The 22,801-nt window shown below is 69.5% G+C and carries 19 protein-coding genes; 12 read left to right on the top strand and 7 right to left on the bottom strand.

All coding sequences use genetic code 11. From position 1 onward, the window contains the following. Positions 1-35 precede the first annotated feature (35 nt). From VPA02S_RS27305 to VPA02S_RS27255, 11 genes are all read left to right on the top strand, one after another. Positions 36-1,016 (top strand): GDP-L-fucose synthase family protein, encoded by a 981-nt coding sequence (locus tag VPA02S_RS27305; protein WP_018904689.1) that lies wholly within the window; start codon positions 36-38, stop codon positions 1,014-1,016. Positions 1,017-1,064: 48 nt separating this feature from the next. Further along, complete coding sequence (locus VPA02S_RS27300) at positions 1,065-2,399, top strand: hypothetical protein (protein WP_018904690.1); 1,335 nt, start codon at positions 1,065-1,067, stop codon at positions 2,397-2,399. 8 nt (positions 2,400-2,407) lie between these two features. Further along, the gene (locus VPA02S_RS27295; RefSeq protein ID WP_012748292.1) at positions 2,408-3,496 is read left to right on the top strand and encodes a glycosyltransferase; all 1,089 of its coding nucleotides are present in this window, start codon (positions 2,408-2,410) and stop codon (positions 3,494-3,496) included. Beyond that, the gene (locus tag VPA02S_RS27290) at positions 3,493-4,425 is read left to right on the top strand and encodes a hypothetical protein (protein ID WP_018904691.1); all 933 of its coding nucleotides are present in this window, start codon (positions 3,493-3,495) and stop codon (positions 4,423-4,425) included. The genes VPA02S_RS27295 and VPA02S_RS27290 overlap by 4 nt, the downstream gene beginning before the upstream one ends. A gap of 10 nt (positions 4,426-4,435) precedes the next feature. Then, complete coding sequence (locus VPA02S_RS27285) at positions 4,436-5,368, top strand: hypothetical protein (RefSeq protein WP_230537796.1); 933 nt, start codon at positions 4,436-4,438, stop codon at positions 5,366-5,368. A 31-nt stretch (positions 5,369-5,399) separates the two neighbouring features. Further along, complete coding sequence (locus VPA02S_RS27280; protein ID WP_012748295.1) at positions 5,400-6,665, top strand: lipopolysaccharide biosynthesis protein; 1,266 nt, start codon at positions 5,400-5,402, stop codon at positions 6,663-6,665. Continuing rightward, positions 6,662-7,897: a glycosyltransferase WbuB gene (locus VPA02S_RS27275; RefSeq protein ID WP_018904692.1), complete on the top strand. Its 1,236-nt coding sequence runs from the start codon at positions 6,662-6,664 to the stop codon at positions 7,895-7,897. The genes VPA02S_RS27280 and VPA02S_RS27275 overlap by 4 nt, the downstream gene beginning before the upstream one ends. A 61-nt stretch (positions 7,898-7,958) precedes the next feature. Further along, entirely contained in the window at positions 7,959-8,747 is a 789-nt protein-coding gene (locus tag VPA02S_RS27270) for a LuxR C-terminal-related transcriptional regulator (protein ID WP_012748297.1), read from the top strand. 39 nt (positions 8,748-8,786) lie between these two features. Continuing rightward, positions 8,787-10,307 (top strand): mannose-1-phosphate guanylyltransferase/mannose-6-phosphate isomerase, encoded by a 1,521-nt coding sequence (locus tag VPA02S_RS27265; protein ID WP_018904693.1) that lies wholly within the window; start codon positions 8,787-8,789, stop codon positions 10,305-10,307. Between the two features lie 29 nt (positions 10,308-10,336). Further along, complete coding sequence (locus VPA02S_RS27260; protein WP_062366808.1) at positions 10,337-10,936, top strand: hypothetical protein; 600 nt, start codon at positions 10,337-10,339, stop codon at positions 10,934-10,936. 92 nt (positions 10,937-11,028) lie between these two features. Further along, on the top strand, positions 11,029-11,259 hold the full coding sequence (locus VPA02S_RS27255; RefSeq protein WP_018904695.1) for a hypothetical protein: 231 nt from the start codon (positions 11,029-11,031) through the stop codon (positions 11,257-11,259). 11 nt (positions 11,260-11,270) lie between these two features. On the opposite strand, the gene VPA02S_RS27250 is transcribed toward VPA02S_RS27255, so the two are convergent. The 5 genes from VPA02S_RS27250 to VPA02S_RS27230 form a co-directional block, all read right to left on the bottom strand. Beyond that, positions 11,271-12,215, bottom strand: coding sequence for a hypothetical protein (locus tag VPA02S_RS27250; RefSeq protein ID WP_062366806.1), 945 nt, complete (start codon positions 12,213-12,215; stop codon positions 11,271-11,273). 79 nt (positions 12,216-12,294) lie between these two features. Then, complete coding sequence (locus VPA02S_RS27245) at positions 12,295-15,648, bottom strand: error-prone DNA polymerase (RefSeq protein ID WP_062366804.1); 3,354 nt, start codon at positions 15,646-15,648, stop codon at positions 12,295-12,297. Next, positions 15,641-16,990: a Y-family DNA polymerase gene (locus VPA02S_RS27240; protein ID WP_062366802.1), complete on the bottom strand. Its 1,350-nt coding sequence runs from the start codon at positions 16,988-16,990 to the stop codon at positions 15,641-15,643. Before VPA02S_RS27240 ends, VPA02S_RS27245 begins: the two co-directional genes overlap by 8 nt. Beyond that, positions 16,959-17,765 (bottom strand): translesion DNA synthesis-associated protein ImuA, encoded by an 807-nt coding sequence (gene imuA, locus VPA02S_RS27235; protein ID WP_062366801.1) that lies wholly within the window; start codon positions 17,763-17,765, stop codon positions 16,959-16,961. Before imuA ends, VPA02S_RS27240 begins: the two co-directional genes overlap by 32 nt. Positions 17,766-17,882: 117 nt before the next feature. Next, positions 17,883-19,424, bottom strand: a complete 1,542-nt coding sequence (locus VPA02S_RS27230) for a WD40/YVTN/BNR-like repeat-containing protein (protein ID WP_012748305.1) — start codon at positions 19,422-19,424, stop codon at positions 17,883-17,885. 214 nt (positions 19,425-19,638) lie between these two features. Between VPA02S_RS27230 and VPA02S_RS27225 the strand changes: the two genes are divergently transcribed. Continuing rightward, complete coding sequence (locus VPA02S_RS27225) at positions 19,639-20,610, top strand: aldo/keto reductase (RefSeq protein ID WP_062366799.1); 972 nt, start codon at positions 19,639-19,641, stop codon at positions 20,608-20,610. A 13-nt stretch (positions 20,611-20,623) separates the two neighbouring features. On the opposite strand, the gene VPA02S_RS27220 is transcribed toward VPA02S_RS27225, so the two are convergent. Beyond that, entirely contained in the window at positions 20,624-21,589 is a 966-nt protein-coding gene (locus VPA02S_RS27220) for a Bug family tripartite tricarboxylate transporter substrate binding protein (protein WP_062366797.1), read from the bottom strand. A gap of 12 nt (positions 21,590-21,601) precedes the next feature. Next, entirely contained in the window at positions 21,602-22,729 is a 1,128-nt protein-coding gene (locus VPA02S_RS27215) for a porin (RefSeq protein WP_062366795.1), read from the bottom strand. Positions 22,730-22,801: the final 72 nt, after the last annotated feature.

Raw genomic sequence — 22,801 nt, 5'->3', positions numbered from 1 at the left:
ATCCCTCAACCCTCAACCTTTAACCGAAAGAACATATGCGTATCTACGTTGCTGGTCATCGCGGCATGGTGGGGCAGTCGCTCGTGAAGCGCCTGGGCAGCCTCGGGCACGAGGTCGTCACGCGCAGCCACGAGGAACTCGATCTGCTCGACCAGGAGGCCGTTCGCCGTTTCTTCGCCACTGAGCGCGTCGACCAGGTGTACCTGGCGGCAGCGAAGGTCGGCGGCATCCACGCCAACATGACCTATCCGGCGGAGTTCATCTACCAGAACCTGCTGATTGCCGCCAATGTCACGCACCAGGCCTTCCTTGCGAACGTCAAGCGCCTGCTGTTCCTCGGCTCCAGCTGCATCTATCCACGGATCACCGAGCAGCCGATCCGCGAGGACGCGCTGCTGGGCGGCCAGCTCGAGCCCACCAACGAGCCCTATGCCATCGCCAAGATCGCCGGCATCAAGCTGTGCGAGAGCTACAACCGCCAGTACGGCGCCTCGCACGGCATCGACTACCGCAGCGTGATGCCGTGCAACCTGTACGGCCCCGGCGACAACTACCACGCCGAGAACAGCCACGTGGTGCCGGCGCTGATCCGGCGCTTCCACCTTGCCAAGACCACCAATGCGCCCGAGGTGCTGATCTGGGGCACGGGCCAGGCCAAGCGCGAGTTCCTCTACGTGGACGACATGGCCGAAGGCTGCACCACCGTGATGGGCCTGAGCCGCGCGGGCTACGAGCAGCACACCACGCCGATGTGCGCCCACATCAACCTGGGCATGGGCGAGGACCAGACGATCGCCGAGCTGGCGCGGCTGGTCGGCGAGGTCGTGGGCTACCGGGGCCGCATCCGCTTCGATCCCTCGCGGCCGGACGGCGCGCCCAGAAAGCTGCTCGACGTGTCGTGCGCGGCCGCCATCGGATGGCACCCCACGGTGTCGCTGGCCGAGGGCTTGCAGCGCACCTATGCGGACTACCAGAAGTCGCTGCAGCCCGCCGCGCAGGAACTGGCGCACGCCTGAGCCCGCGCCGGCTCCCGCACGCAACAACAAACAAGCACAAGGCCTCCCATGAGAGCGCTCTCCTTCTGGTCAGGCATCGCCATCGCCTTCCTGTGCGGCCTGCTCGAGCCGGCCTGGGGCTATGCGGCGGTGTGCGCGCTGTCGCTGGTCCAGCTGTCGATGCTCCGCACGCCGGGGGCCAGCGTCTTCCTGCTGATCCACTACGCCACGATCCTGACCTACTTCTCGGTGGCACCGGCGATGCAGATCGCCGCCGACGTCTCGTTCTGGGACACGGGGGTGATCGGCCCGGTGGCGCACATGCAGGCGCTCACGCTGCTGCTGCTGTACATGGCGGGTGTCGAAGCAGCCCGGCTGGGCCTGCCTGACGCAACGGCACCGGCACCGGCGCCGGCGCGCGCGCGCGCGGCGGCGCCCGAGCTGCCGGTGGCCGGCGTGGCCCACCCGGCGCTGCTGCTGCTGAGCGGCGCGGTCTCGGCCTTCGGCTCGCTGTTCATCCGCCCCGACCTGAACTTCATCGCGCGCGGCATGCCGGGGACCGAGGAAAACCTGCCGGTCGACTACATCGTCTATTCGACGCTGCCCAAGCTGATCGTGCTGGTCTGCTTCGTGGCGCTGGCGATCCATGCCATGCGCCGCGGCACGCTCTGGGCGTGGTGCGCCGCGGGCCTTTCGCTGGCAATGGCTGCCTTCGCCGCGAACCCGGTCAACACGGCGCGGCAGGTCCTGCTGATCGGCCTGCTGCCTCTTTTCATCCATCTCTTCGGCCGGGGCCGGCGCTGGATGCTGGCCCTGCTGATCTTCGGCGCCATCGCCGGCCTGGGCCCGGTGCTCAACCTGGTGTCGCGCGGCAGCTTCTGGGGCGAGACGCTCGCCACCTTTCCCTTCAGCCCGGACTTCGACGCGATGTACGTCGTGGCCGGCATCCTGGAGCGCGCATCCGAGCCCGAGCTCGGATGGGGGCGCTACCTGCTGTCGGCGTTCTCGTTCATCCTGCCGCGCGACCTGAAGCTGTTTCCGGACTTCGATCCGCTGGGGTGGCCTGCCATCCTGGGCAACTTCTCGCAGTCCAACCTGTCGCTGCCGCCCTTCACCACGGCGTACTTCGACTTCGGGCTGGCCGGGCCCGTGATGTTCGGCCTTGCGATCTCGGCCGGCTTCCGGGTGCTGGACAGGATGGTCGATCCGCGCGCCGCGCTGTCCGGCAGCTATCTGTGCGCGCTGGTGCTGCTGGCCGCCTACGTGCCGTTCCTGCGCGGGCCGATCCTCGGCTGGGGGCCGTTCGCGGCATCGGGGCTGATTGCGGCGCTGCTCGCCGGCCTGCTGAGTTCGCGCTTCCGCCCGGTGCGCCGCGCGGCGCGCTACGCCCCGCGCGCAGCCTGAGGTCCAGCATGTACAAGTACCTGTTCTACGACACGATCCGCCTGAACCGCGGCGCGGGCGGCGTGCTGAACGTGTCGGACCTGCTGCTGCGCAGGATGCGCCTGTGCAAGGGCGACCACATCCAGCCGGCCAGCGAACGGCATCCGCGCCTCTTCGCGGTGGCACGGCGCCTGCGCATCAGCCGGTTCCTGGTCGAGATACTGCTCTACAACTACCACCGGCTGCAGGCGCTGGTATCGGGCGAGCGGGTGTTCTCGCTGTTTCCCAACTACTTCCTGCCGTTCACGCTGTTCGGGCGCCACCGGGATTCGATCGTGATCGTCCACGACCTGCAGTACCGCTACTACCCCGCGTACTTCAGCCGCACCAAGCGCCTGTGGCTCGACTGGAACCTCAGGCGCGTGGCCCGCAGCGCGGCCGACGTGGTGTTCATCAGCAGGAGCAGCCAGCAGGATTTCGAGCGGTACTTCGGATGCTGCGAGCACGCGAGCGTCATCTTCAACCCGGTGGAGGCCACGCGCGCGGCCGGCTCGGCCAGTGCGTCCCGCGAGCCGCCCGTGGGCGAGCGCTACCTGATCGCGTCCTACCACTACTACCCGCACAAGAATTTCGGCGCCGCACTGAAGCTCTTCGAGCGCATGAAGCGCGAGGGTCTGGTCGACTGGCTCGACATCACGGGCAACGGCGCGGCCGAGGTGAAACGGATGGTCGCCAGCATGGCACCCGAGCTCGGCAACTGCGTGCGGCACCGCGGGCTGGTCTCGCGCCAGGACCTGACGCGGCTTTATTGCGGCGCCACGGCCTTCATCTCGCTGTCGGCCTTCGAGGGCTTCAACCTCTCCGCCGCCGAAGCCGCCACCCTGGGCGTGCCGCTGCTGCTCTCGGACATTCCGGTGCACCGCGAGCTGTTCGGCGGCTACGCCTTCCTGATCGGCAGCGAGCCATGCGACATGGGCCGGCTGGCGCGCTACCTGGACGAGCACCGGGACACGCAGCCGCCCTGGCTGCATGCCGAAGCCTGCGCGCCCGGCGCGGTGGCCAGGCGCTATCTCATGCTCAAGCGCGAGGCCGTCTCGCTGGCCGGAGCCATGCAATGACGCGCACTGCAGGCGCTCTTCGGCAGCTGCTCGCGGCGGGGCTGCTCGCTGCCGCCTGCGCGGCAACTGCGGCAGCGGCGGACAGCGGCTTTGGCGTGATGGTGCACTACCTGCCCGACAGGCAGTCGATCGCCGAGGCCGCCCGCTTCGACGTCGAAGCATTTGCGGCATCGCTCGCGCAGATGCGCGCCTCCCATCTCATCCTGACGCTCGGGCAGAACAACGGCCAGTACATCGCGCCGAATGCGGCGCTCGAGGCGCTGTGCCCGCACAGCGCCGCGGACCGGCCGCCGCGCGACCTGCCGCTGGAGATCGGCCGCGCGCTGCGCAGCCGCGGCATCGCCCTGGTGCTCTACCTGCCGTTTCGCGCGCCGCAGGCAGACCCCGAGCTGATGAATTGCCTGGGCGACATCTCCGAGCAGAAGCCGCCGCCGGCCGATTTCATCGCCGCATGGACCGCGGTGATCCGCGACTGGTCGCAGCACTACGGCGCGCTGGCCAGGGGCTGGTGGTTCGACGGCGTCTACAACACCCGGGGCATCTCGCCGTCCGGCTGGGATGCGCTGTGCGCCGCGGCGCGCAGCGGCGCCCCCGACCGCTGGCTGGCCTTCAATGCCGGCGAGGGCCCGGCGCGCTTCAGCGCCAAGGCCGCGCCCTGCCAGAACCTGATGGCCGGCGAATTCATGCAGCCTCCCGCGCAGCTGAACGCACCGCGCTCGGAGCTGAAGTTCCATCTGCTGACGCCGCTCGGCGCCTCCTGGGGCCAGCCGACGCCGCCGCGCTTCACGGCCGCCCAGGTGCGCGGCTGGATCGCGCAGGCGAACGCCCGCGGCGGGCTCTTCACGCTCGACCTGCCGCTGGACGACGACTTCCAGTTTCTTCCCGCGCACGTCGCGCTGGTCCGCAATGCGACGGCGCCCCGGCCCTGACCCCATGACCATGACCCATTCACTTGCCTTCATCGTGGTGGAAGACCGCCAGAACAAGCCCCTGCTGCTGTGCCGCGAATCCGCGGCGCGTGCCGAGGAGCCGCTGATCGTGCTGTCGGGCACCGACGCCGGGCCCGGCTACGAGCGCCTGTGCCGCACCTACGTGCACCTGTCGAGCAATCCGCCGGAGTTCGAGAAGATCTGCTTCCGGCGCTACTTCCTGCTGTCGGAATACCTGCGCGCCCACCCCGAGCACCGCGAGTTCGTGCTGATCGACAGCGACGTGCTGCTGTTCCGCGGCATCGGCGCGCACATCCGGCGCGTGGCCGGCAAGGCGGATTTCTCTGGCTCCTATATGCGCACGAACGATGGCTGGGACCCCTGCCAGATATCGCCGCACGTCAGCTACTGGACCGCGGCGGGCCTGCAGCAGTTCATCGCCTTCCTGCTCAACACCTATGCATCGCCCAGCGGCCGCAGGAAGCTGCGCGCGATCGCGGCGCGGTTTGCCGCGCGGGGCGTGCGCGGCGGGGTGTCTGACATGACCCTGCTGCACCTCTGGGCCCATGCGAGCGGCAACGCGGCGCCCATCAACCGGGTGTTCGGCGGACGCGTGATCGACCACAACATCAACGGCGGGCACAACCTGCTCGTGAACGAATTCCAGGGCCGGGGCGGCGCCAAGCGCCTCGTGTTCGTCGGCGGCCAGCCCTGCGTGGTCACGCCGTCGGGCGAACTGGTGAACGTGCTGGCGCTGCACTTCCAGGGCAGCGCCAAGATCGCGATGGCGCACGTGCTGCACGGGCGGGTGCACACGGTCGCGCTGCTCACGGCCGCACTGCGGCTCGCGCGCCGGGCCAAGAACTGGGCCTTCGGCATGCGCCGGCTGGCGCAGCGCCCCGCGGGCGGCACGCGCTTCGCAGGCGCCGCCGGGCCGAAATGACGCCACCGCGCGCACGCACCCAGGCACGGCCATGAACATGCTCCACCGCACCGCCCAGCTCACCGGCATGCGCGCGGTGCAGCTCCACGGCCTGGGCGCGCTGGCTTCGCGGCTCTACGTGTACCTTGCGGGCTTCGCGGCGCTGTTCCTGATGGCCGCGCATGTCTCGCCATCGGATTTCGGCGAATACTCGATCTACCAGTCGGTGATGGAAGTGGCGCTGGTGGTGGCCACGCTGGGCAGCCCGCTGCTGTTCGCGCGCCATGCCGCCACCGTGCCGCCGGGCGTGCGCCGCGGCGACGTGGTCCGCACGCTGGCCATCGGGCTTCCGCTGGCCGCGCTGCTGAGCGCCGCCGTGCTGCGCATCCAGCACCTGCCGGTGGTGGGCGCGCCCTTCGCGCTGCTGATGGCGACGCTCGCGGTGTTCTCGCTCATGAGCCTGCGCCTGTCGTTCAGCCGGGGACTGGGCCGCGCCGGCCTGCTCAACCTGGAGGGAGGCATCCGCTCCACCATCCTGGTGATCGGCGTGGCCGCCTTTGCGGCCTGGGGCGCCGAGCTGCGCGCGACGCAGCTGCTGCTGATCAACCTGCTGGCCTTCGTGCTGGTGGGCGCGGCCTGCATGCAGACGCGCTGGGTCGCGGGCCCACCGGCCGGGCCCGCCGCGCTCGAGCTGGCGTCGCAGGGCAGCGCCACCGTCTATTCGCTGCTGATCTTCCTGCTTCGCAAGTCAGACCTGCTGGTGGTGGCCTTCTTCATGCCGCTCGGCTACGTGGGCGCCTTCAAGATCGCCTTCCTGCTGGCGGAGGCGCCCTCGCAGTTCGTGCAGGCCTTCCTCTACACCAAGACGCGCCCCATGCTGGGCACCGATCCCGCCAACGCGGATGGCACCGACCTGCGGCTCGCCAGGCACTCCTTCCTGCTGGGCTGCGCGCTCTTCGCCGGGCTCGGCGTCGTGATCACGGCCGCCGCGCCGCTGCTGAAGGTGGGGCGCGAGGCGCTCGAGATCTTCCTGTGCATGGCGCCCTACTTCCTGCTGCGCACCTACACGGTCCACCACGAGATGCTGCTCGCGCTCAGGGCGTCGATGGGCTCGCTGGGCCGGTGGGCGCTGGCCGAGGTGCTGCTGCGGCTCATGGCCTACGGCGTGGTGGTGTCGATGTTTCCCGGCAAGCCGCACTACGTGTTCTTCATTGCCGCCGTGTCCGACCTGCTCCTCTACGAAGTGCGGATGCGCGCGCTGCTCGGCTTCTTTCCGCTCGCACGGCTGGTTCGCGGTTCCTTCCAGAGACCTTCATGAAAATCCTGCTCTATTCGATGAACTTCACACCCGAGCTCGTCGGCATCGGCAAGTACTCGGGCGAAATGGCCCAGTGGCTGCATGCCAAGGGCCATGAAGTGCGGGTGATCGCCTCGCCGCCGTTCTTTCCGCACTGGGCACCGTTCGAAGGGCACTCGGCCTGGGCCTACCGCAAGACCGACTGGAACGGCATCACGGTCTGGCGCGCCCCCACCTGGGTGCCGGCCAGGCCGCGCGCGCTGGCGCGCATGCTGCACCTGTTCTCCTTCATGCTGTCGAGCATGCCGCTGCTCTTCGGGCAGCTGCGCTGGAAGCCGGACCTGGTCTTCGTCGTGGAGCCGCCTCTTTTCTGCGCGCCGGCGGTGCTGTTCTTCTCGCGGATGCTGGGCATCAAGTCGTGGCTGCACATCCAGGACTACGAGGTGGACGCCGCCTTCGACCTGGGACTGGTGCGCGGCGCGCGGGTGCGGCGCTTCGCGCTCTCGGCCGAGCGGTGGCTGCTGAGCCGCTTCAGCCGGGTGTCGACCATCTCCGCCGCCATGCTCGACAAGGCCAGGAACAAGGGCATCGACGCGGCGCGGCTGGTGCTTCTTCCCAACTGGGTGGACGTGCGCTCGATCTTCCCGCACCCTGGCACCGCACCGGGCACGAACGGCTACCGGGCCATGCTCGGCATTCCGGACGACGCGGTCGTGGTGCTCTATGCGGGCAGCCTGGGCAACAAGCAGGGCATCGAGGTGCTGGCCGAGGCGGCGGGCCGGCTGGCGGCCGCCAGGCACATCCACTTCGTGCTCTGCGGCAACGGGCCGAGCCGCGAGCCGCTGAAGGCCGCCTGCGCAGGCCTGGACCACGTGCACTTCCTCGACCTGCAGCCGGCCGAGCGGCTCAACGAGCTGCTGGGCATGGCCGACATCCACGTGCTGCCGCAGCGCGCCGACGCGGCCGACCTGGTGATGCCCTCCAAGCTGGGCGGCATGCTCGCGAGCGGCAAGGCCGTGATCGTCACGGCCCATGCGGGCACCGAACTGAGCAACGTGGTCTCCGGCCGCGGCCTGGTGGTTGCGCCCGGCGACGCCGATGCGCTGGCCGAGGCCATCGCGCAGCTCGCCACCTCGCGCCCGCAGCGCGAAGCCATGGGGGCGGCCGCCCGCTCGTTCGCCGAAACCGAGCTGGACCAGAACGCCATCCTGCAGCGCCTGGAGCGCGAGCTGCTGCGCTGCCTTGCCGACTGACACCACCACACACCCACCACCCACGACATCCACTTCCTCCAACTCCAACCTGGGGATCCACATGTCCGACACCACTCCTCCTTCCGACGCGCCGGATGCCGACCACCTGCCGGAGCGCCGGAAAGCCAGCCCGCCTGGCCTGTGTCCACCGCCCGAACCGCTGTGGCCGCACTTCCTCACCGGGCAGGAAGACGCGCCGGTGCGCGTGCTGCTCATCGACGACGACGAATTCATGCGGCGCGTGATCGCCCAGGAACTGCTGTCGGACATGCGCATCCAGCTCGAAGGGCAAGGCAGCAGCGTGCGCGACGGCCGCCGCCTGCTGGCCACCCACGAGTTCGACGTGCTGATGGTCGACCTGCGGCTGGGCGACGGCTCGGGCTTCGACCTGATCCGCGAGGCGCGCAAGCTGCACCGCTACTGCGAGATCATCGTGATCTCCGCGCTGGAGGACGATGCCCACGTGATGCACGCCTTCGAGCTCGGCGCCACCGGCTACCTGCTCAAGCATGCCTGGCTGCAGAGCTTTGCCGAGGCCGTGCTGCAGGTGGTCAACGGCGGCGCGGCCATCACGCCCAAGCTGACGCGCCGGCTGCTCACGCGCATGAACCTGCAGGGCAGCGGCGAGCGGCCGCCAACGGAAACGCCGCTGCGCGAAGCCACGCTGACGGCGCGCGAACGCGAGGTGCTGCGCTTCGTGGCGCGCGGCTGCGTCTCCAAGGAGATCAGCGTGCGGCTCGGCATCTCGGGGCAGACCGTCAACGCCCACATCAAGAACATCTACAAGAAGCTGCATGTGCATTCGCGCGCGCAGGCCGTGAGCCTGGCCACCCACACCGGCCAGCTCTGACCGAAGGAAGCGCCCACCACACTTCACGAGGATGACGCCATGACCACCCCCACCATCCACCCCGTCGTGCTGTGCGGCGGCAGCGGCACGCGCCTGTGGCCTCTTTCGCGCAAGACCCTGCCCAAGCAGTTCGCACCGCTGATCGGCAACAAGAGCCTGCTGCAGCTGACGCTGGAGCGCCTGTGCAGCCTCAACCGCGACATCACCTGCGTGGCATCGGAAGACCACCGCTTCCTGGTGCGCGAGGCGGTCGACAAGGCCGGCGCCACCGGCCGCCAGATCCTGGAGCCGGTGGCACGCAACACGGCGGCCGCCATGGCCGCGGCGGCGCTGCGCGCAGGGCCTGACGACCTGCTGCTGTTCGCGCCGGCCGACCACCACATTCCCGACACCGCGCTTTTCGCGCAGACGGTGCGAAGCGGCATCGACGCGGCGCTGGCTGGGCGCATCGTGACCTTCGGCGTGGCGCCCAGCTTCGCGAGCACGGCCTATGGCTACATCGAGGCCGGCGCGCCCGCGGCCGACGGCCACAGCCACGCCGTAGTGCGCTTCGTGGAAAAGCCCACGGCCGCCGTGGCCGAGTCGCTGATCCTGCACGGCGGCTACTGCTGGAACGCCGGCATCTTCCTGGCGCGCGCCGGCATCCTCGTTGCGGCGCTGCGCACGCATGCGCCCGACATCCTCGAGGCCTGCGAACGCGCCACCGCCGCCATCACGGCCGACGGCAGCTTCGACCGGCTGGACCGCGAGGCCTTCGAGGCCTGCCGCAGCGACAGCATCGACTATGCGGTGCTGGAAAAGCACGAGGCCATCTCGGTCGTCAAGTTCAACGGCAACTGGAGCGACGTCGGCAGCTGGAACGCGGTGGCCACGCTGCACCCGCAGGACGGCAGCGGCAACCGCCTGAGCGGCAACGCCAGCGCGCTGCGTTCGAGCGACACCTTCATCCACGCGCCGCACCGCCGCGTGGTGGCGCTGGGCACCCGCGGCCTGATCATCGTGGACACGCCCGATGCCGTGCTGGTGGCGGGCGCGGACTGCGCCGAGCAGGTCGGCGAGGTGGTGCGGATGCTCGTGGCCGAAGGCCAGGCCGAGGCCACCGAACACCGGCGCGTGGTGCGCCCCTGGGGCGCCTACGACAAGCTCGACTTCGGCGAGCGCTTCCAGGTGAAGCGGCTCACCGTCAAGCCCGGCGCCAAGCTGTCGCTGCAGATGCACCACCACCGCGCCGAGCACTGGATCGTGGTGCAGGGCACGGCCAAGGCCACCTGCGACGGGCAGGTCACGCTGGTGCGCGAGAACGAATCCATCTACCTGCCGCTGGGTGCCATCCACCGGCTGGAGAACCCAGGCAAGACGATGCTCGAAGTGATCGAGGTACAGACCGGCGGCTACCTGGGCGAGGACGACATCGTGCGCTTCGACGACACCTACGGCCGCTGCCCTTCGATCAAGGCGCGCAGCGGCGATGCATTGCCGCTGCCGGATGCCGGCGTGGCCGCCGTGCCCGCGGTGGCTGCCATGCCGGTGGCCGCGCCGCAGCTGGCGCCCGCCCCGTAGCACCGCACGGCCACCACGCAGCATCCGCCGTGACCAAGCTCTGGCCTGCGCTGCTGGCCGCCGCCCTGCTCTCGGGCTGCGCGGCGCCCGGCACCACGCCGCCAGCCGCGGCCGTTGCAGCGGCGCCCGCGGCCGGCGTCGTGACCTGGCAGTACGTGCGCTCGACCTGGCACGAGGCGCGGCTGCCGGGGCTGGGCGTGAGCCACCGCTACGAGAGCAGCATCGGCTGGGTCGACGTCTACCTGTACGACCTGAAGCAGGGCTACTGGCAGGCCGGTATCGACGACCCGCGCTTCGCGGCGCAGTTCGAGTCTTCCGTGAACGAGGTCCGGCTTGCGGTGGCGCGCGGCCTCTATGCCGAAGTGGAGGTCGGCCCCATCACCGACGTGCGGATCGAGGGGCAGGACTTTCGCCGCGTGAGCCTGCGCATCGTGCATGCCGTCACGCGCAAGGCCTACGAGTCGTTCACCTTTCTCACGGCCCGCAACGGCCGGCTGCTGAAGTACCGCATGTCCTTCGACACGCCGGCACCGGCCAACGTGGACGCCATTGCGCGCGAGTTCATCGAGCGCAACCTGCGCAGCGGGCCCGACATGCCGAGGGCCGCGCGGCCGCTCTTCGACACCTGAGCTGCCTCCGCGCACCGCAAAAATACTGTTCTTTTGTACAGTGTTTCCTCTAGAATTACTCGTCTCCAAGAGCAAACATTCAAGGCGACACCATGACCACCGCCAGCCCGCCGGCGTCCTCAGCGCGAATCCTGTTTTTCTCGCCGCTGCGGCGTTCGCAGCCGCGCCAGCCCGTGGGCCGGATCTCGACCTGGCCCTTTCGCGTGGCCACCGAAAAAGACCGCGACGGCGGCGGCCTTCCTGGCGATGGCAACGAGGTGCGCATGCATGCGGCGCGCGTGCTGCGCACCACGGCCGAGCACTGGTGGCCGCCGGCCGGCTGAATGGAGATTGCCTAGGCGCTGCCTTCTGCGCCGGGCTCGCTCAGCAGGTCCTGCGCGTCGTCGTCGAAGCCCGCAATGGGCTGGGCCTTGGCCAGCGCGAGCCACACGCCGAACGGAATGCGATCGAAGGCGCGGTGCACGGCGGCGCGCGCCACCACCAGCCTTTCGCCTTCGAGCACGAGCACGCCGCACTCCGGCGGAATCTCGTCGGGAGAGGCAATGCAGCGGCCGCGCGCATCGTTGCCCAGCACGTACCAGCACTCGCCGCCCAGGTCGAGGTAGGCCGCGCGCTTGTCGGGCTTGCGCAGGTCGCCCAGCAGGTCGGCGCGGCTCACCTTCACCTCGTGCACGATGGGGTGCGCATAGGCCTCGACGCTGGTATTGCGGATCGAGAACACGTCGGGCCTGGCGATGCACCAGCGCAGCTTGCCGCCCTCTTCGAGCGGCGGCAGGCGTGCCCGCAGGCCGAGGCCGCGCCAGGCGATGCGGCCGCCGCGCGTCATTTCGCGCGCCACGCGCTCGACCAGCGACTCGTGCGGCGAGAGCGCCGCGCGGTTGAGGGTGAGCGTGGTGGCAATGCGCGCAATGCCGGCATCGGTCACGCGCAGGGTCTCGTGGCCATGCGGCGTGCGCACGCGCTCGAGGAACCCGCCCGCGAGCAGCTCGACCTCGATGGCGTCGCAGCAGGGCCAGCCCGCCGAACGGTAGATCTCGCGCAACCGCCGCGCATGCAGCTTGCCGAACGGCACTTCGCCGGCCTTCTGCATCGGCGGCGGAGGATCGATCACGGGCCGCGGAAAACCGGGGTCGGTGAACGGCGGCTCCACGGGCGGCGGATCGCCCTCGGGCGGAGGCCCGGGCGGCGGTGGCGGCGGCACGGGAATGGGCACGTCGGGCGCGGGCGGCGGCGGGCCGATCGGCGTGTCGACGACGGGATCGAGGGCGAGTGCGGGCATGGGAGAAACAGGTTAGCTAAAAGTCGTGGGGCGCGCGAGACATGGAACGATCGGTTGCATTCGATTGCCCTGCGCTCAATCAATGGAAGTCGCGGCTGGTGTTGCTCTGCGCCAGCCGGCCCATGAGCGGCGTCAGGTCCTTGAAGCCGGTGGCGATCAGGTGCTGCACCTTGCCGCCGCTGTCGTCGTCGCGCTGCCAGGTGCCCTGCACCGCGAGCAGGTGCGACTTCAGCAGCGGCTCGCGCCAGGCCTCGATGACATGGCTCCAGACGATCACGTTGACGTTGCCGGTCTCGTCCTCGAGCGTGACGAAGATGGTGCCGTTGGCAGTGCCCGGGCGCTGGCGGCCCTTGACGATGCCGCAGGCGCGCACGATCTGGCCGCTGGGCTGCGCGCGCAGCTGCTCCGCGCTCATGAGCTTCATGCGCGCGAGGCGCGGTCGCAGCAGCGCGAGCGGATGGCGGCGCAGCGTGAGGCCGAGCGCGGCGTAGTCGCCGACGATCTCCTCGCCCTCGGGCGCCGCGGGCAGCTGCAGCACCGGCTCGTTGATCGGCACGCCCTTGAGCAGGGCCGGCGAGCGCCGCTGCGCGGTGGCGTCCCACACCTGCTGGCGGCGGTGGCCCGACAGCGACATCAGCGCATCGGCCGCGGCCAGCGCCGCCATGTCCTTGCCGTCGAGCTCGGCGCGCAGCGCGAGGTCTTCGGTGCTGGTGAAGGGCGCCTGGGCGCGCGCTTTCAGCAGGCGTTCGGCGCCTTCCTTGCTGAGGCTCGAAATGCGGTTCAGGCCGAGCCGCACCGCAGGCTGGTTCTCGCGGCCGAGGCGATCGGCATAGCGCGCATCGGTGCCCGGCGGCATGCGCGGCGCATCAGGGGCGCGGGCTTCGAGCGTGGTGTCGATGTCGCTGCAGGTCACGTCGGCCGGCCGCACCTCGACGCCGTGCCGCCGCGCATCCTGCACCAGCTGCGAGGGGCTGTAGAAGCCCATCGGCTGCGAGTCGAGCAGCGCCGCCAGGAAGCAGGCCGGCTCGTAGTTCTTGAGCCAGCTGCTCACGGTGACCAGCAGCGCAAAGCTCGCGGCGTGGCTTTCGGGAAAGCCGTAGTCGCCGAAGCCGAGGATCTGCTTGAAGATGGCTTCGGCGAACTCGGCCTTGTAGCCGTGGTCGGTCATGCCCTTCACGAGCTTGTGGTGGAACTTCTCGAGGCCGCCCTTGCGCTTCCATGCCGCCATCGCGCGGCGCAGCTGGTCGGCCTCGTCGGCGGTGAACCTGGCCGCGATCATCGCGATCTGCATCACCTGCTCCTGGAAGATCGGAATGCCCAGCGTGCGCTCCAGCGCGGGCTTGAGTTCTTCCTTCTCGTAATGGATCTCCAGGCCCTTGGCCACCCGCTCGCGCTGCTTGAGGTAGGGATGCACCATGCCGCCCTGGATGGGCCCGGGCCGCACGATCGCGACCTCGATCACCAGGTCTTCATAGCAGCGCGGCTTGAGCCGCGGCAGCATCGACATCTGCGCCCGGCTCTCGATCTGGAACACGCCGATGGTGTCGGCGTCGCAGATCATGTCGAACACCTTCTGGTCGTCGTTGGGGATGTGGTGCATCTGCACCATCGAGCCGCGCCAGCGGTTCATGTGGTCGAGCCCGCGCCGTATCGCGCTGAGCATGCCGAGCGCGAGCACGTCGACCTTGAGCATGCCCATGGCTTCGAGGTCGTCCTTCTCCCACTGGATGACGGAGCGGTCCTTCATGGACGCCTTCTCGACCGGCACCAGCCGCGTGAGCCGGGTGTGCGTGAGCACGAAGCCGCCCACGTGCTGGCTCAGGTGGCGCGGAAAGCCCTTGAGCCGCCGCGTCATCTCGATCCACTGCACCAGCTTGAGCTCGTCTTCCTGCACGCCGACGCGCGCGGCCGCCTTGAACAGCTGCTCGCCCAGCACGGTGTCGTCGAACCAGTAGTGGTCCTTGGCGAATTCGTCGATCAGCCGCTCGTCGATGCCCATGGCCTTGCCCACGTCGCGCAAGGCGCTGCGGGCGCGGTAGCAGATCACGACGGCCGCGATGGCCGCTCGTTCGCGGCCGTACTTCTGGTAGATGTACTGGATGACTTCCTCGCGCCGCTGGTGCTCGAAGTCGACGTCGATGTCGGGCGGCTCGTGGCGGTGGCGGCTCAGGAAGCGCTCGAACAGCAGGTGGCCTTTTTCGGGATTGATCGCGGTGATGCCCAGGCAATAGCAGACCGCCGAATTGGCCGAGGAACCGCGGCCCTGGCAGAGGATGCTCTGCGACCTGGCGAAGCGCACGATGTCTTCCACCGTGAGAAAGAACATCTCGTACTTCATCTCGACGATCAGCGCGAGTTCCTTCTCGAGCTGCGCCCGCACCTTGTCCGGGATGCCCTCCGGAAAACGCACCTGCGCCCCTTCCCACGTCTTGCGCACCAGCGTCTCGGCCGGCGTTTCGCTGCTGCCCACGGTTTCGAGCGGGTACTTGTAGTTCTCGCGGATCACCTCGGGGTCGAAGCGGCAGCGCTCGGCCACCACCAGCGTGTTCGCGAGCATCCGGGGCAGATAGAGCTCGGCCAGCCGCACGCGCTGCCGCAGGTGCCGCTCGGCATTCGATTGCAGCGCAAAGCCGCACTCGGCCACCGTCTTTCCTTCGCGCACGGCCGTGAGGACGTCGTGCAGCGGCTTGGCGGAGCGCGCATGCATGTGCACGTCGCCGGCTGCCACCAGCGGCACGCCCGTTTGCTCGCCCGCCTGCATCAGCGCGGCGAACCAGAGGTCGTCGTCGAGCTCGTTGAGCATTTCCACCGCCAGCCACAGGTTGCCTGCGTAGAGCGCCTTGGCGGCCAGCAGGTCTTCATGCAGCGTGGCCGCGTCCACGGCGGCGCCCGGCGCGCGGTGCGGCACGAAGAGAACCTGGCAGTCCTGCAGCGAGGCCACGTCGCTCCCCTCCCAGCTCACGCGGTACTCGCCCTTGGGCAGCTCGGTGTTGCGCGCGGCGGTGATGAACTCGCAGAGGTTGCCCCAGCCTTCGGTGCCGTTCGCGATCACCACCAGCCTGAAGCGCTCGAAGCGGAACTCGCTGCCGAACAGCAGCCGGAAGCCGGGGTTGCGCGGCAGCGGTGGTTCGGCGGGATGCTCGCGCTCGTATTCCTCGAGCTTGGCCGGCAGCTCGCGCAGGCAGACATGCGCGCGCACGATGCCCGCCACCGAGCATTCGTCGGTGATGGCCAGCGCCGTGTAGCCGAGCTGGTAGGCGCGTTCGACCAGTTCCTCGGGCGTGGAGGCGCCGCGCTGGAAGCTGAAGTTGCTGAGGCAGTGCAGCTCGGCGTAGTCGGGCAGCGTGGGCGCAGCCTTGCGCAAAGGCAATGGCAGCGCATGCACCTTGGCCGAGTTGCGCCCGCGCAGCTGCTTTTCGCTCAGGTCAGGCATAGAGCCCCTGCAGGTACCAGCGCACCTCGGCCGGAGAAAAACGCGCCGAGGGCCGCTCGCGAAAGATCCACACCAGGCCGGCCTCGGGGCTTTCGGCCACGTAGTAGTCGCGCATCGCGGGCTGGCCGCCGTCTTCCTTGCCGCCCCACCAGCCCGCCTCGATGCGCTGCGGCCCGACCAGCTTGCGCAGGGGGCCGCGGTAGCACGGGCTCTCGCCGTCCATTTCGAGCAGCAGCGGCTCGGGCAGCAGCCAGGGCGGGTAGATGGCATCGGGCTGCAAGGCCGCGGCCCTCGCTTGCCTGCCGGCCTTGTCCGCCGGCGCCTTGTCCTGCTGCAGCGCGGGACGCCAGGCCTGCTTGCGCTCGGGCCGATGGTCGGCCTGCGCCGCGGGCACCACCACCTGGTGCGGCCCGAGCCGCACGCTGAGCCGCTCGACCATCTCGTGCAGCCTGTCGCCCTTGCGGTTGTCCTCGGGCAGGAAGCTGGTGCTGGCACCGGCCCACGGATCGGTTTCGAGCGTGCGCAGCCGCAGCCAGCTCGCGGGCGCCGCGAGCGTGGTGAGGGCCAGCTTTTCGGACAGCAGGCGGCGCAGGTGCGCCATGTCCTGCGTGGGCTCGGCCGTGCGCACGGTGACCTGCTGGTGCGGCGGCAGGTTCACGCCGTTGAAGCGCTTGAGGTCGAGCGTCCATTGCAGTTCGAGCGCACGCGCGCCGCGCTGGCGCGCGCGCAACCAGATCTGCAGCGCCGCGAGCAGGCGGTTGGCCGACCACATCAGTTCGGGCGCGGTCTCGGCCAGCGCGGGCAGCTCCAGCTTCTGCTCGAACACGTCGGGCAGCGTGAGCCAGTCGTGGCTTTCGGGGCACAGGCCCCAGGCGGTGTCGAGCGCCTTGCGCAGTTCTGCGCCGAAGCGCCGCGTGAGGCCGCCGCGCGGCAGGGCCGCCACCTCGCCCCAGGTGCGGCAGCCCAGCCGCGCGAGCAGGTCGAGGTGGGGGTGCGCGGCCGTCAGCGTGTCCAGCGGCAGGCCGGCGGGAATGTCCTTGGGCCGGTTCTCGTTGCGTTCGAACAGGCGCAGCCGCGCCAGCGCGATCGGGCTCGTGGCGCCCTGCGCGCCGCGCATCACGGCACCGGGCGCGGGGTTCTCGTGGGCCAGCTGGCGCATCAGCGACGAGCGCCCGCCCCACAGGCGCTCGCAGGCCGAGACTTCGAGCATCAGCGCCTCGTCCTGCCAGGCGACGTGCGGCGTGTAGCGCAGCGCCCACCAGCCCAGCGCCTCGGGCGTGGGAAGCACCGGGGCATCGGGCGCGTCGGCATCAAGCGACCACCGCAATGCGATCCAGTGCATTCCCGTTTCCTTTCCACGCGTCGATGCGCACCACGGTGGCCGACCCGGCGGCCTCGGCGGCCGGCGCCGTGCCCTGCTGCTGCAGCCGCAGCTTGCGGCGCAGCCGGGCGGCGGCCAGCAACGCGGCCATGCGCTCGTTGCGCGCGGGCAGCATCACGGGCGCGGCCAGCGGCGGTCCGCGGCGCTTCAGGATGCGCAGTTCGATCTGCGATGCATCGGCCTCGCAGCTTTCCACCTGGAGGCGCAGCCGCGCCGGCGATGCGCCCTGCGCGGCCGATGCGGGCCGGCACACGAAGAGCAGCACGTCGTGCTGGGCGGCCGCCAGCTGCAGCCGGCGCAGCTCGCCCACCCGGGCCTGCGGCAGCCAGGCCAGCACGGCGGCCACGTCGGCGCAGCGCAGCGCCTGTTCGCAGGCCCACAGCCGCGCGGCCGGCGCATCGCTGCGCACCCACATCAGCGCCTCCACCGGCAGCCCCTGCGCCGCGAGCGCCGCCGCGCAGGGCTCGTAGGGCGCGCCGACCAGCACCACCGGCCCGCCGTGCGCCTGCACCGCCTGCGCCAGCGCGGGCAGCAGCAGGCGCCAGACATGCGCCTCGGGCGCGGCCTGCAGCAGTTCCGTCATGGCGCCGACCGGCCAGCCGCCGCCCGGCAGCTGCGCGTCGAGCGCGGCATGGCCGGTGGCAACCACCTGCGCATCGGCCAGGCCGAGCTCGTCGGCATGCCAGACGCCGCGGCCCGCGGCAGCGGAAAAGGAGTCGAGGAAAGGGAGGCCCATGATTGAATCGTTAACTGTATTTTTATACAGTATTCCGATCCTCGCAAGGCAATGGAAATCCCGCCCTTCGAACGGTGGCCTATGCCCTGTGCGGCGCGCCTTCGCCCGGCGCCTGGCTCAGTTGTCCTTGACGATCTTCCAGCTCTTTCCTTCGTCCGTGGACCGCACGATCAGGTTTTCGGGCAGAAAGGCGATCAGAGAGCCATCGGCCCGGTCCACCATCATCTGGCGCACGGCGTAGGGATTCGTCATTCCCGGCGAGCTGCCGGTCTGTGACCAGCTCCTGCCGCCGTCCCGCGTGGTCATCAATCCCAGCTTTCCGGGCATCAGGCTGGGGGCGACAGGGCCCACCGCATATGCCGTCTGCCGGTCCTTGAAGGCGATCGTCACGACGAAACGGCTGGTGTCGAGATCGGCCCAGGTTTGCCCCCAATCGGGCGAAAGCAAGGTGGTTTTTGTCATCACCACCGTCTGGGACACCAGGGTGCCGTCGGGCAAGGCATTCACGTCGAGGGTGGAGCGACCATTGCTGGAGCGAAACAGCGTGCGGCCATCGGTGGCATGGAGGTCGCCGTTGGGCATCATCACGCCCGCGCGCTCCGGCTGGCCGAAGCTCATGCTGCGCTGCCATGGCACGTTGATCGAGCGGGAATCGGAAAACTCCCCGAGCTTTTGCCACACGCCGGCATCAAGATCCTTCGAGGCGTAGACGGTCCAGAGGCTGTCGCGGCGCGAGATCGCAACCACGCCCCCATCGCGCATCGGCTGCGCCAGTTGGATAAGCCCGTCATCGGGCGGTACCAGGCTCTTCCAAGTCAACCCCTCGTCGGAAGAGTGGCGCAGAAGGCCTTCCTCGCCCGCTGCCAGCAGCCCGCCACGGTAGGGGCGGACCGAGAGCACCTCGCGCCAGGAACCCACGTCGAGTTCCTTCCAACGGCTCTCTCCGCTCTTGCGCCACAGCACCTTCCCGAGCTTGCTGCCGGCCATGAATTCGCCGTCGGCCGTCTGCGTCAGGCCATGCCAGATGGACGCCAGGCGCTTGACCTGCGGCGCCAGCGCAGCGCGGCGGTCGAGATCGAGCGTGGGAACGAAGCCATGCTGCGGACGGCCGCGGGTCTGCGCCGCCAATGCGGGATACAAGGTCTCGAAGGTCTTCTGCAGCTCAGCCTCCGGTGGCACATAGGCAACGACAAAGCGCGTGCCCAGGCGCGGCTGGATCAACAGCGTTCCAAGCAGCGTGACTTCGCCGCGCACCACGTCGAAGCTGCCGAACTTCGCATCGATGGGATAGAAGTAGCTCATGTTGCCACTCGCACCGGTGATGCTCTTGATGATGTAGCGCCCGGGCGCGACCATGCCGCTGAACACAGCGGTGGTGTAGGTGGCCTTGCGCGTGCGCGTCAGCACCACGATGTCCCGCCCGGTCTGCTTTTCGCCGGACTCGAGCACGCGCTCGAGGCGCACGGCCGACAGCGTCTCCGCCGGGTCGGTCTCGCCAGGGCTGTTGGTAATCAGTTTCATGACCACCGCCCCCTCCTGCCCCGTGAGGGTCTGCTCGGGTGCGATCGGCGCAGCACTGCATGCAGCCAGCAGCAGTGCAGCCAGCAGCAGCACGAGCCCGTGCAGCAGGCGGGAGATGGAACGGGAGGTCGGATTCATAGATTGGCAATGGCCGGCGGTGCAGCTTGCGCACCGGCTGATGGTGTTCTTGTTGGAAGAGGCAGGCCCTCCGCCTGCGCGAAGCAGCGTAACATTGCGAAACATCCGCGGGCAAGCAATGGAAAGCGCGGTGTTGCATCGGCGCACGCGGTCGAACCCTCGGTGCTATCGTTATTGCGGCTGCTCGTCCGACGCATGGCGACACCGCGCTTCCATGAAGAACTTCGGCCCGCCCGCTTTCTCGCCAGTTCCGTTTTTCGACGCGCGCTTGAACCGCGCACGCTTCCTGCAGCTTGTCGCAGTGCTGCCGATGACCTCCGCGATGACCGCGGTGGCACAACACCTGCCAGCCATCACGATGAACACCCGCCCCATCCCCTCCACGCAAGAAGCCCTGCCGGTGGTCGGCTGCGGCACCTGGATCGGCTTCGACCAGCGCCCCGGCAGCGACGAATACCAGCGCCTGCCCGGCGTGCTGGACGCGCTGTTCGCGGCCGGCGGCACGGTGATCGACAGCTCGCCGATGTACGGCCGCTCCGAGGAAACCACCGGCGAGCTGCTGGCCGCCGCAGCGAAGCCGCGCGGGACCAAGGCCTTTCTTGCCACCAAGGTCTGGACCTCGGGCCGCGAGGCCGGCATCGCGCAGATGGAGCAGTCGTTCGCGCGGCTGCGCACCCAGCGCATGGACCTGATGCAGGTGCACAACCTGATGGACTGGAAGACCCACCTCGCCACGCTGCGCAATTGGAAAGAAAAAGGCCGCGTGCGCTACCTCGGCATCACGCACTACACGGCCTCGGCCTATCGCGAAGTCGAGGCCGTGCTGCGCGCCGAGAAGCTCGACTTCCTGCAGATCAACTATTCGCTCGACGCGCGCGAGGCCGAGGAGCGCCTGCTGCCGCTCGCGGCCGAGCGCGGCGTGGCGGTGATCGTCAACATGCCCTTCGGCGGCGGCGGCCTCTTGCGCCGGCTGCGCGGCAAGCCGCTGCCCGCCTGGGCCGGCGAGATCGGCTGCTCGAGCTGGGCGCAGGTGCTGCTGAAGTTCGTGCTGAGCCACCCGGCCGTGACCTGCACCATTCCCGGCACCAGCCGCGCCGAGCACATGGCCGACAACGCCGCGGCCGGCGCCGGCGCGTTCCCCGATGCGGCGTTCTGGCGCCGCAACGCGGAATCGATCGGGCTCTGAGCCGCCACCGCGGCTATTCGAACTTCACGTTGTGCTGCCGCACGGTGGCGCCGAAGGCCTCGTACTGCGCGCGGAAGAATTCGGCGAACTTCGCGGGGCTCATGCCGTAGCCCTCGAAGCCCTGCTGTACCAGCTGCGCATGCACGTCGGGCCGCTTGAGCGTGTTCTGCAGTTCCTGCGACAGCTTGTCGGTGATGGCCTGCGGCAGCCCCGGCGGCCCGAAGAAGCCGGCCCACGGCGTGATGGTGAGCTTGCCCAGCCCGAGCTCGCCGCCCGTGGGCACGTCGGGCAGCAAGGCGCTGCGCTGCGGCAGCAGCGTGACCAGCGCGCGGATGCGCCCGTCCTTCACGAAGCCCGGCGCCAGCGTGCCGGTGGTGAACATCATGTGGATCTGCCCGCCCAGCAGGTCGGTCATGGCCTGCATGTCGCCCTTGTAGCGCGCGTTGACCACCTTGCGCTCGCCCAAGAGCTGCAGCATGGCCAGTTCCGAAGCGCTGTTGCTCGAGGCCGAGTTGTAGGCCCCGGGCTTGGCCGCCACCATCGCGAGCAGCTCGTTCACGCTCTTCACCGGCAGGCTGGCCGGCACCACCAGGAACATCGAGAACTGCCCGGCCGAGCTGATCGGCGTGAAGGCCTTGAACGGGTCGTAGGGCGGCGTGGGCCGCAGCGTGGGCGCGGCCACCATCGCGGTGTTGGTGCCCATCAGCAAGGTGTAGCCGTCGGGCTTGGCGGACGAGGTGGCCTGCGCCGCCAGCACGCCGTCGGCGCCCGGGCGGTTCTCCACGATCACCTGCTGGCCGAGCTGCTTGGACAACCCCTCCGCGATGATGCGCGTGAGCGCGTCGGCGCCGCCGCCGGCCGCAAAGCCGACGATCAGGCGCAGCGGCTTGTCCGGATAGCTGCCTTCGGCGCTCCAGGCTGCCGCGCCGGGCAGCATCGTCGTTGCAAGGGCCGCAAGGGCCAGGTCTCTGCGTCGCATGAAAGGCTCCCTTCAAAAAAGATGCCGCACACCGAACTCCCAGCCCGAAGAGCGGCGCCCGCCCGCCGGCGCCACGCCGCCGCTCACCACGTAGCGCGCCTGGCCGCTGTTCATGAGCCGCGCATAGGTGCCGTAGAGCGCGGTGCGCTTGGAGAGGTTGTGCACGTAGCCGATGCCGAACTGGCGCGCGTCGTCGCGGTTGCGCGGCATGCCGTTGGCATTGCGCAGGCTCTCGTCGCTGCGGTCGTCCAGGTAGGCGTAGCTCAGGCGGATGCGACCGACCTCGAAGGCCGGAATGTGCGCGCCGATCTCGGCCGTGTTCTTGCGCACCGTGCCGGCGGCGAGCTTCACCGTCACCTTGTTGTAGAGCGCGAAGAACTTCGCAAAGCCCGCGTCCCAGGTGCCGCCGATGTTGGCGTGCGTGTAGTTGCCGATGGCGGCGGTGGCGTCGAAGTGCGTGCGCGTGACGGCCGCCGCAATGTCGAACGCGCCCGCGGCAAAGCCCAGGCGCGCACCGGCAAAGTTGCCGTCGTCGCGGTTGGGCGCGGTGGAGTCGTTCTCGCCGGTGCCGATCATCGCCATGCCGTAGAAGCCGCCGAGCCCGGCCGGCAGCCAGTAGCTCACGGTGTTGCTGCCCGTGATGCCGGTGGGCAGCGGCCCGGTGCCCGCGCCCGCGAACGTGAGGTTGCCCGCGCGCGCCACGCCGTTGGCGTTGAAGGGATCGAAGTAGATGCTGTTGTAGTGCGTGGGAATGAAGTCGCGGCCCAGGCGCAGCTCGCCGAACTTCTGGTGCGACAGGCTCACGAAGGACATGCGGTCGAAGGTGATCGGGCCCGCCGTGCCCGCGCCGCTCGCCTGGTTGTTGCTGTTGCTCGGCCGGCCCGTGCCGTTGTCGGGGTTCAGGCTGCCTTCGAGCCAGAAGCCCGCGCGCAGGCCGCCGCCCAGGTCTTCGGTGCCGCGGAATCCGAGCCGGCTGGTCGACAGGCCGCCGTTCGACAGCGCCTTGACCGAGCCGCCGCCCTCGCCTTTGGTGTACTGCACGCCGAGGTCCACCACGCCGAACACGGTGACGCTGGATTGCGCCTGCGCCGCGCCGCTGCCGGCCAGCGCCAGCGCCGACCCCATCAAGAATCTCTTCATGTTTTCTTGTCTCCTGCTTCTTCTCTTGGTTGAAAAACTCGGGTACGCGCGCAGGGCTGCGCCACCGGGTGC

The organism is Variovorax paradoxus NBRC 15149, assembly GCF_001591365.1.
In the GTDB taxonomy this organism is placed as follows: domain Bacteria; phylum Pseudomonadota; class Gammaproteobacteria; order Burkholderiales; family Burkholderiaceae_C; genus Variovorax; species Variovorax paradoxus.
This window is presented reverse-complemented; position numbering and strand designations above follow the sequence as displayed.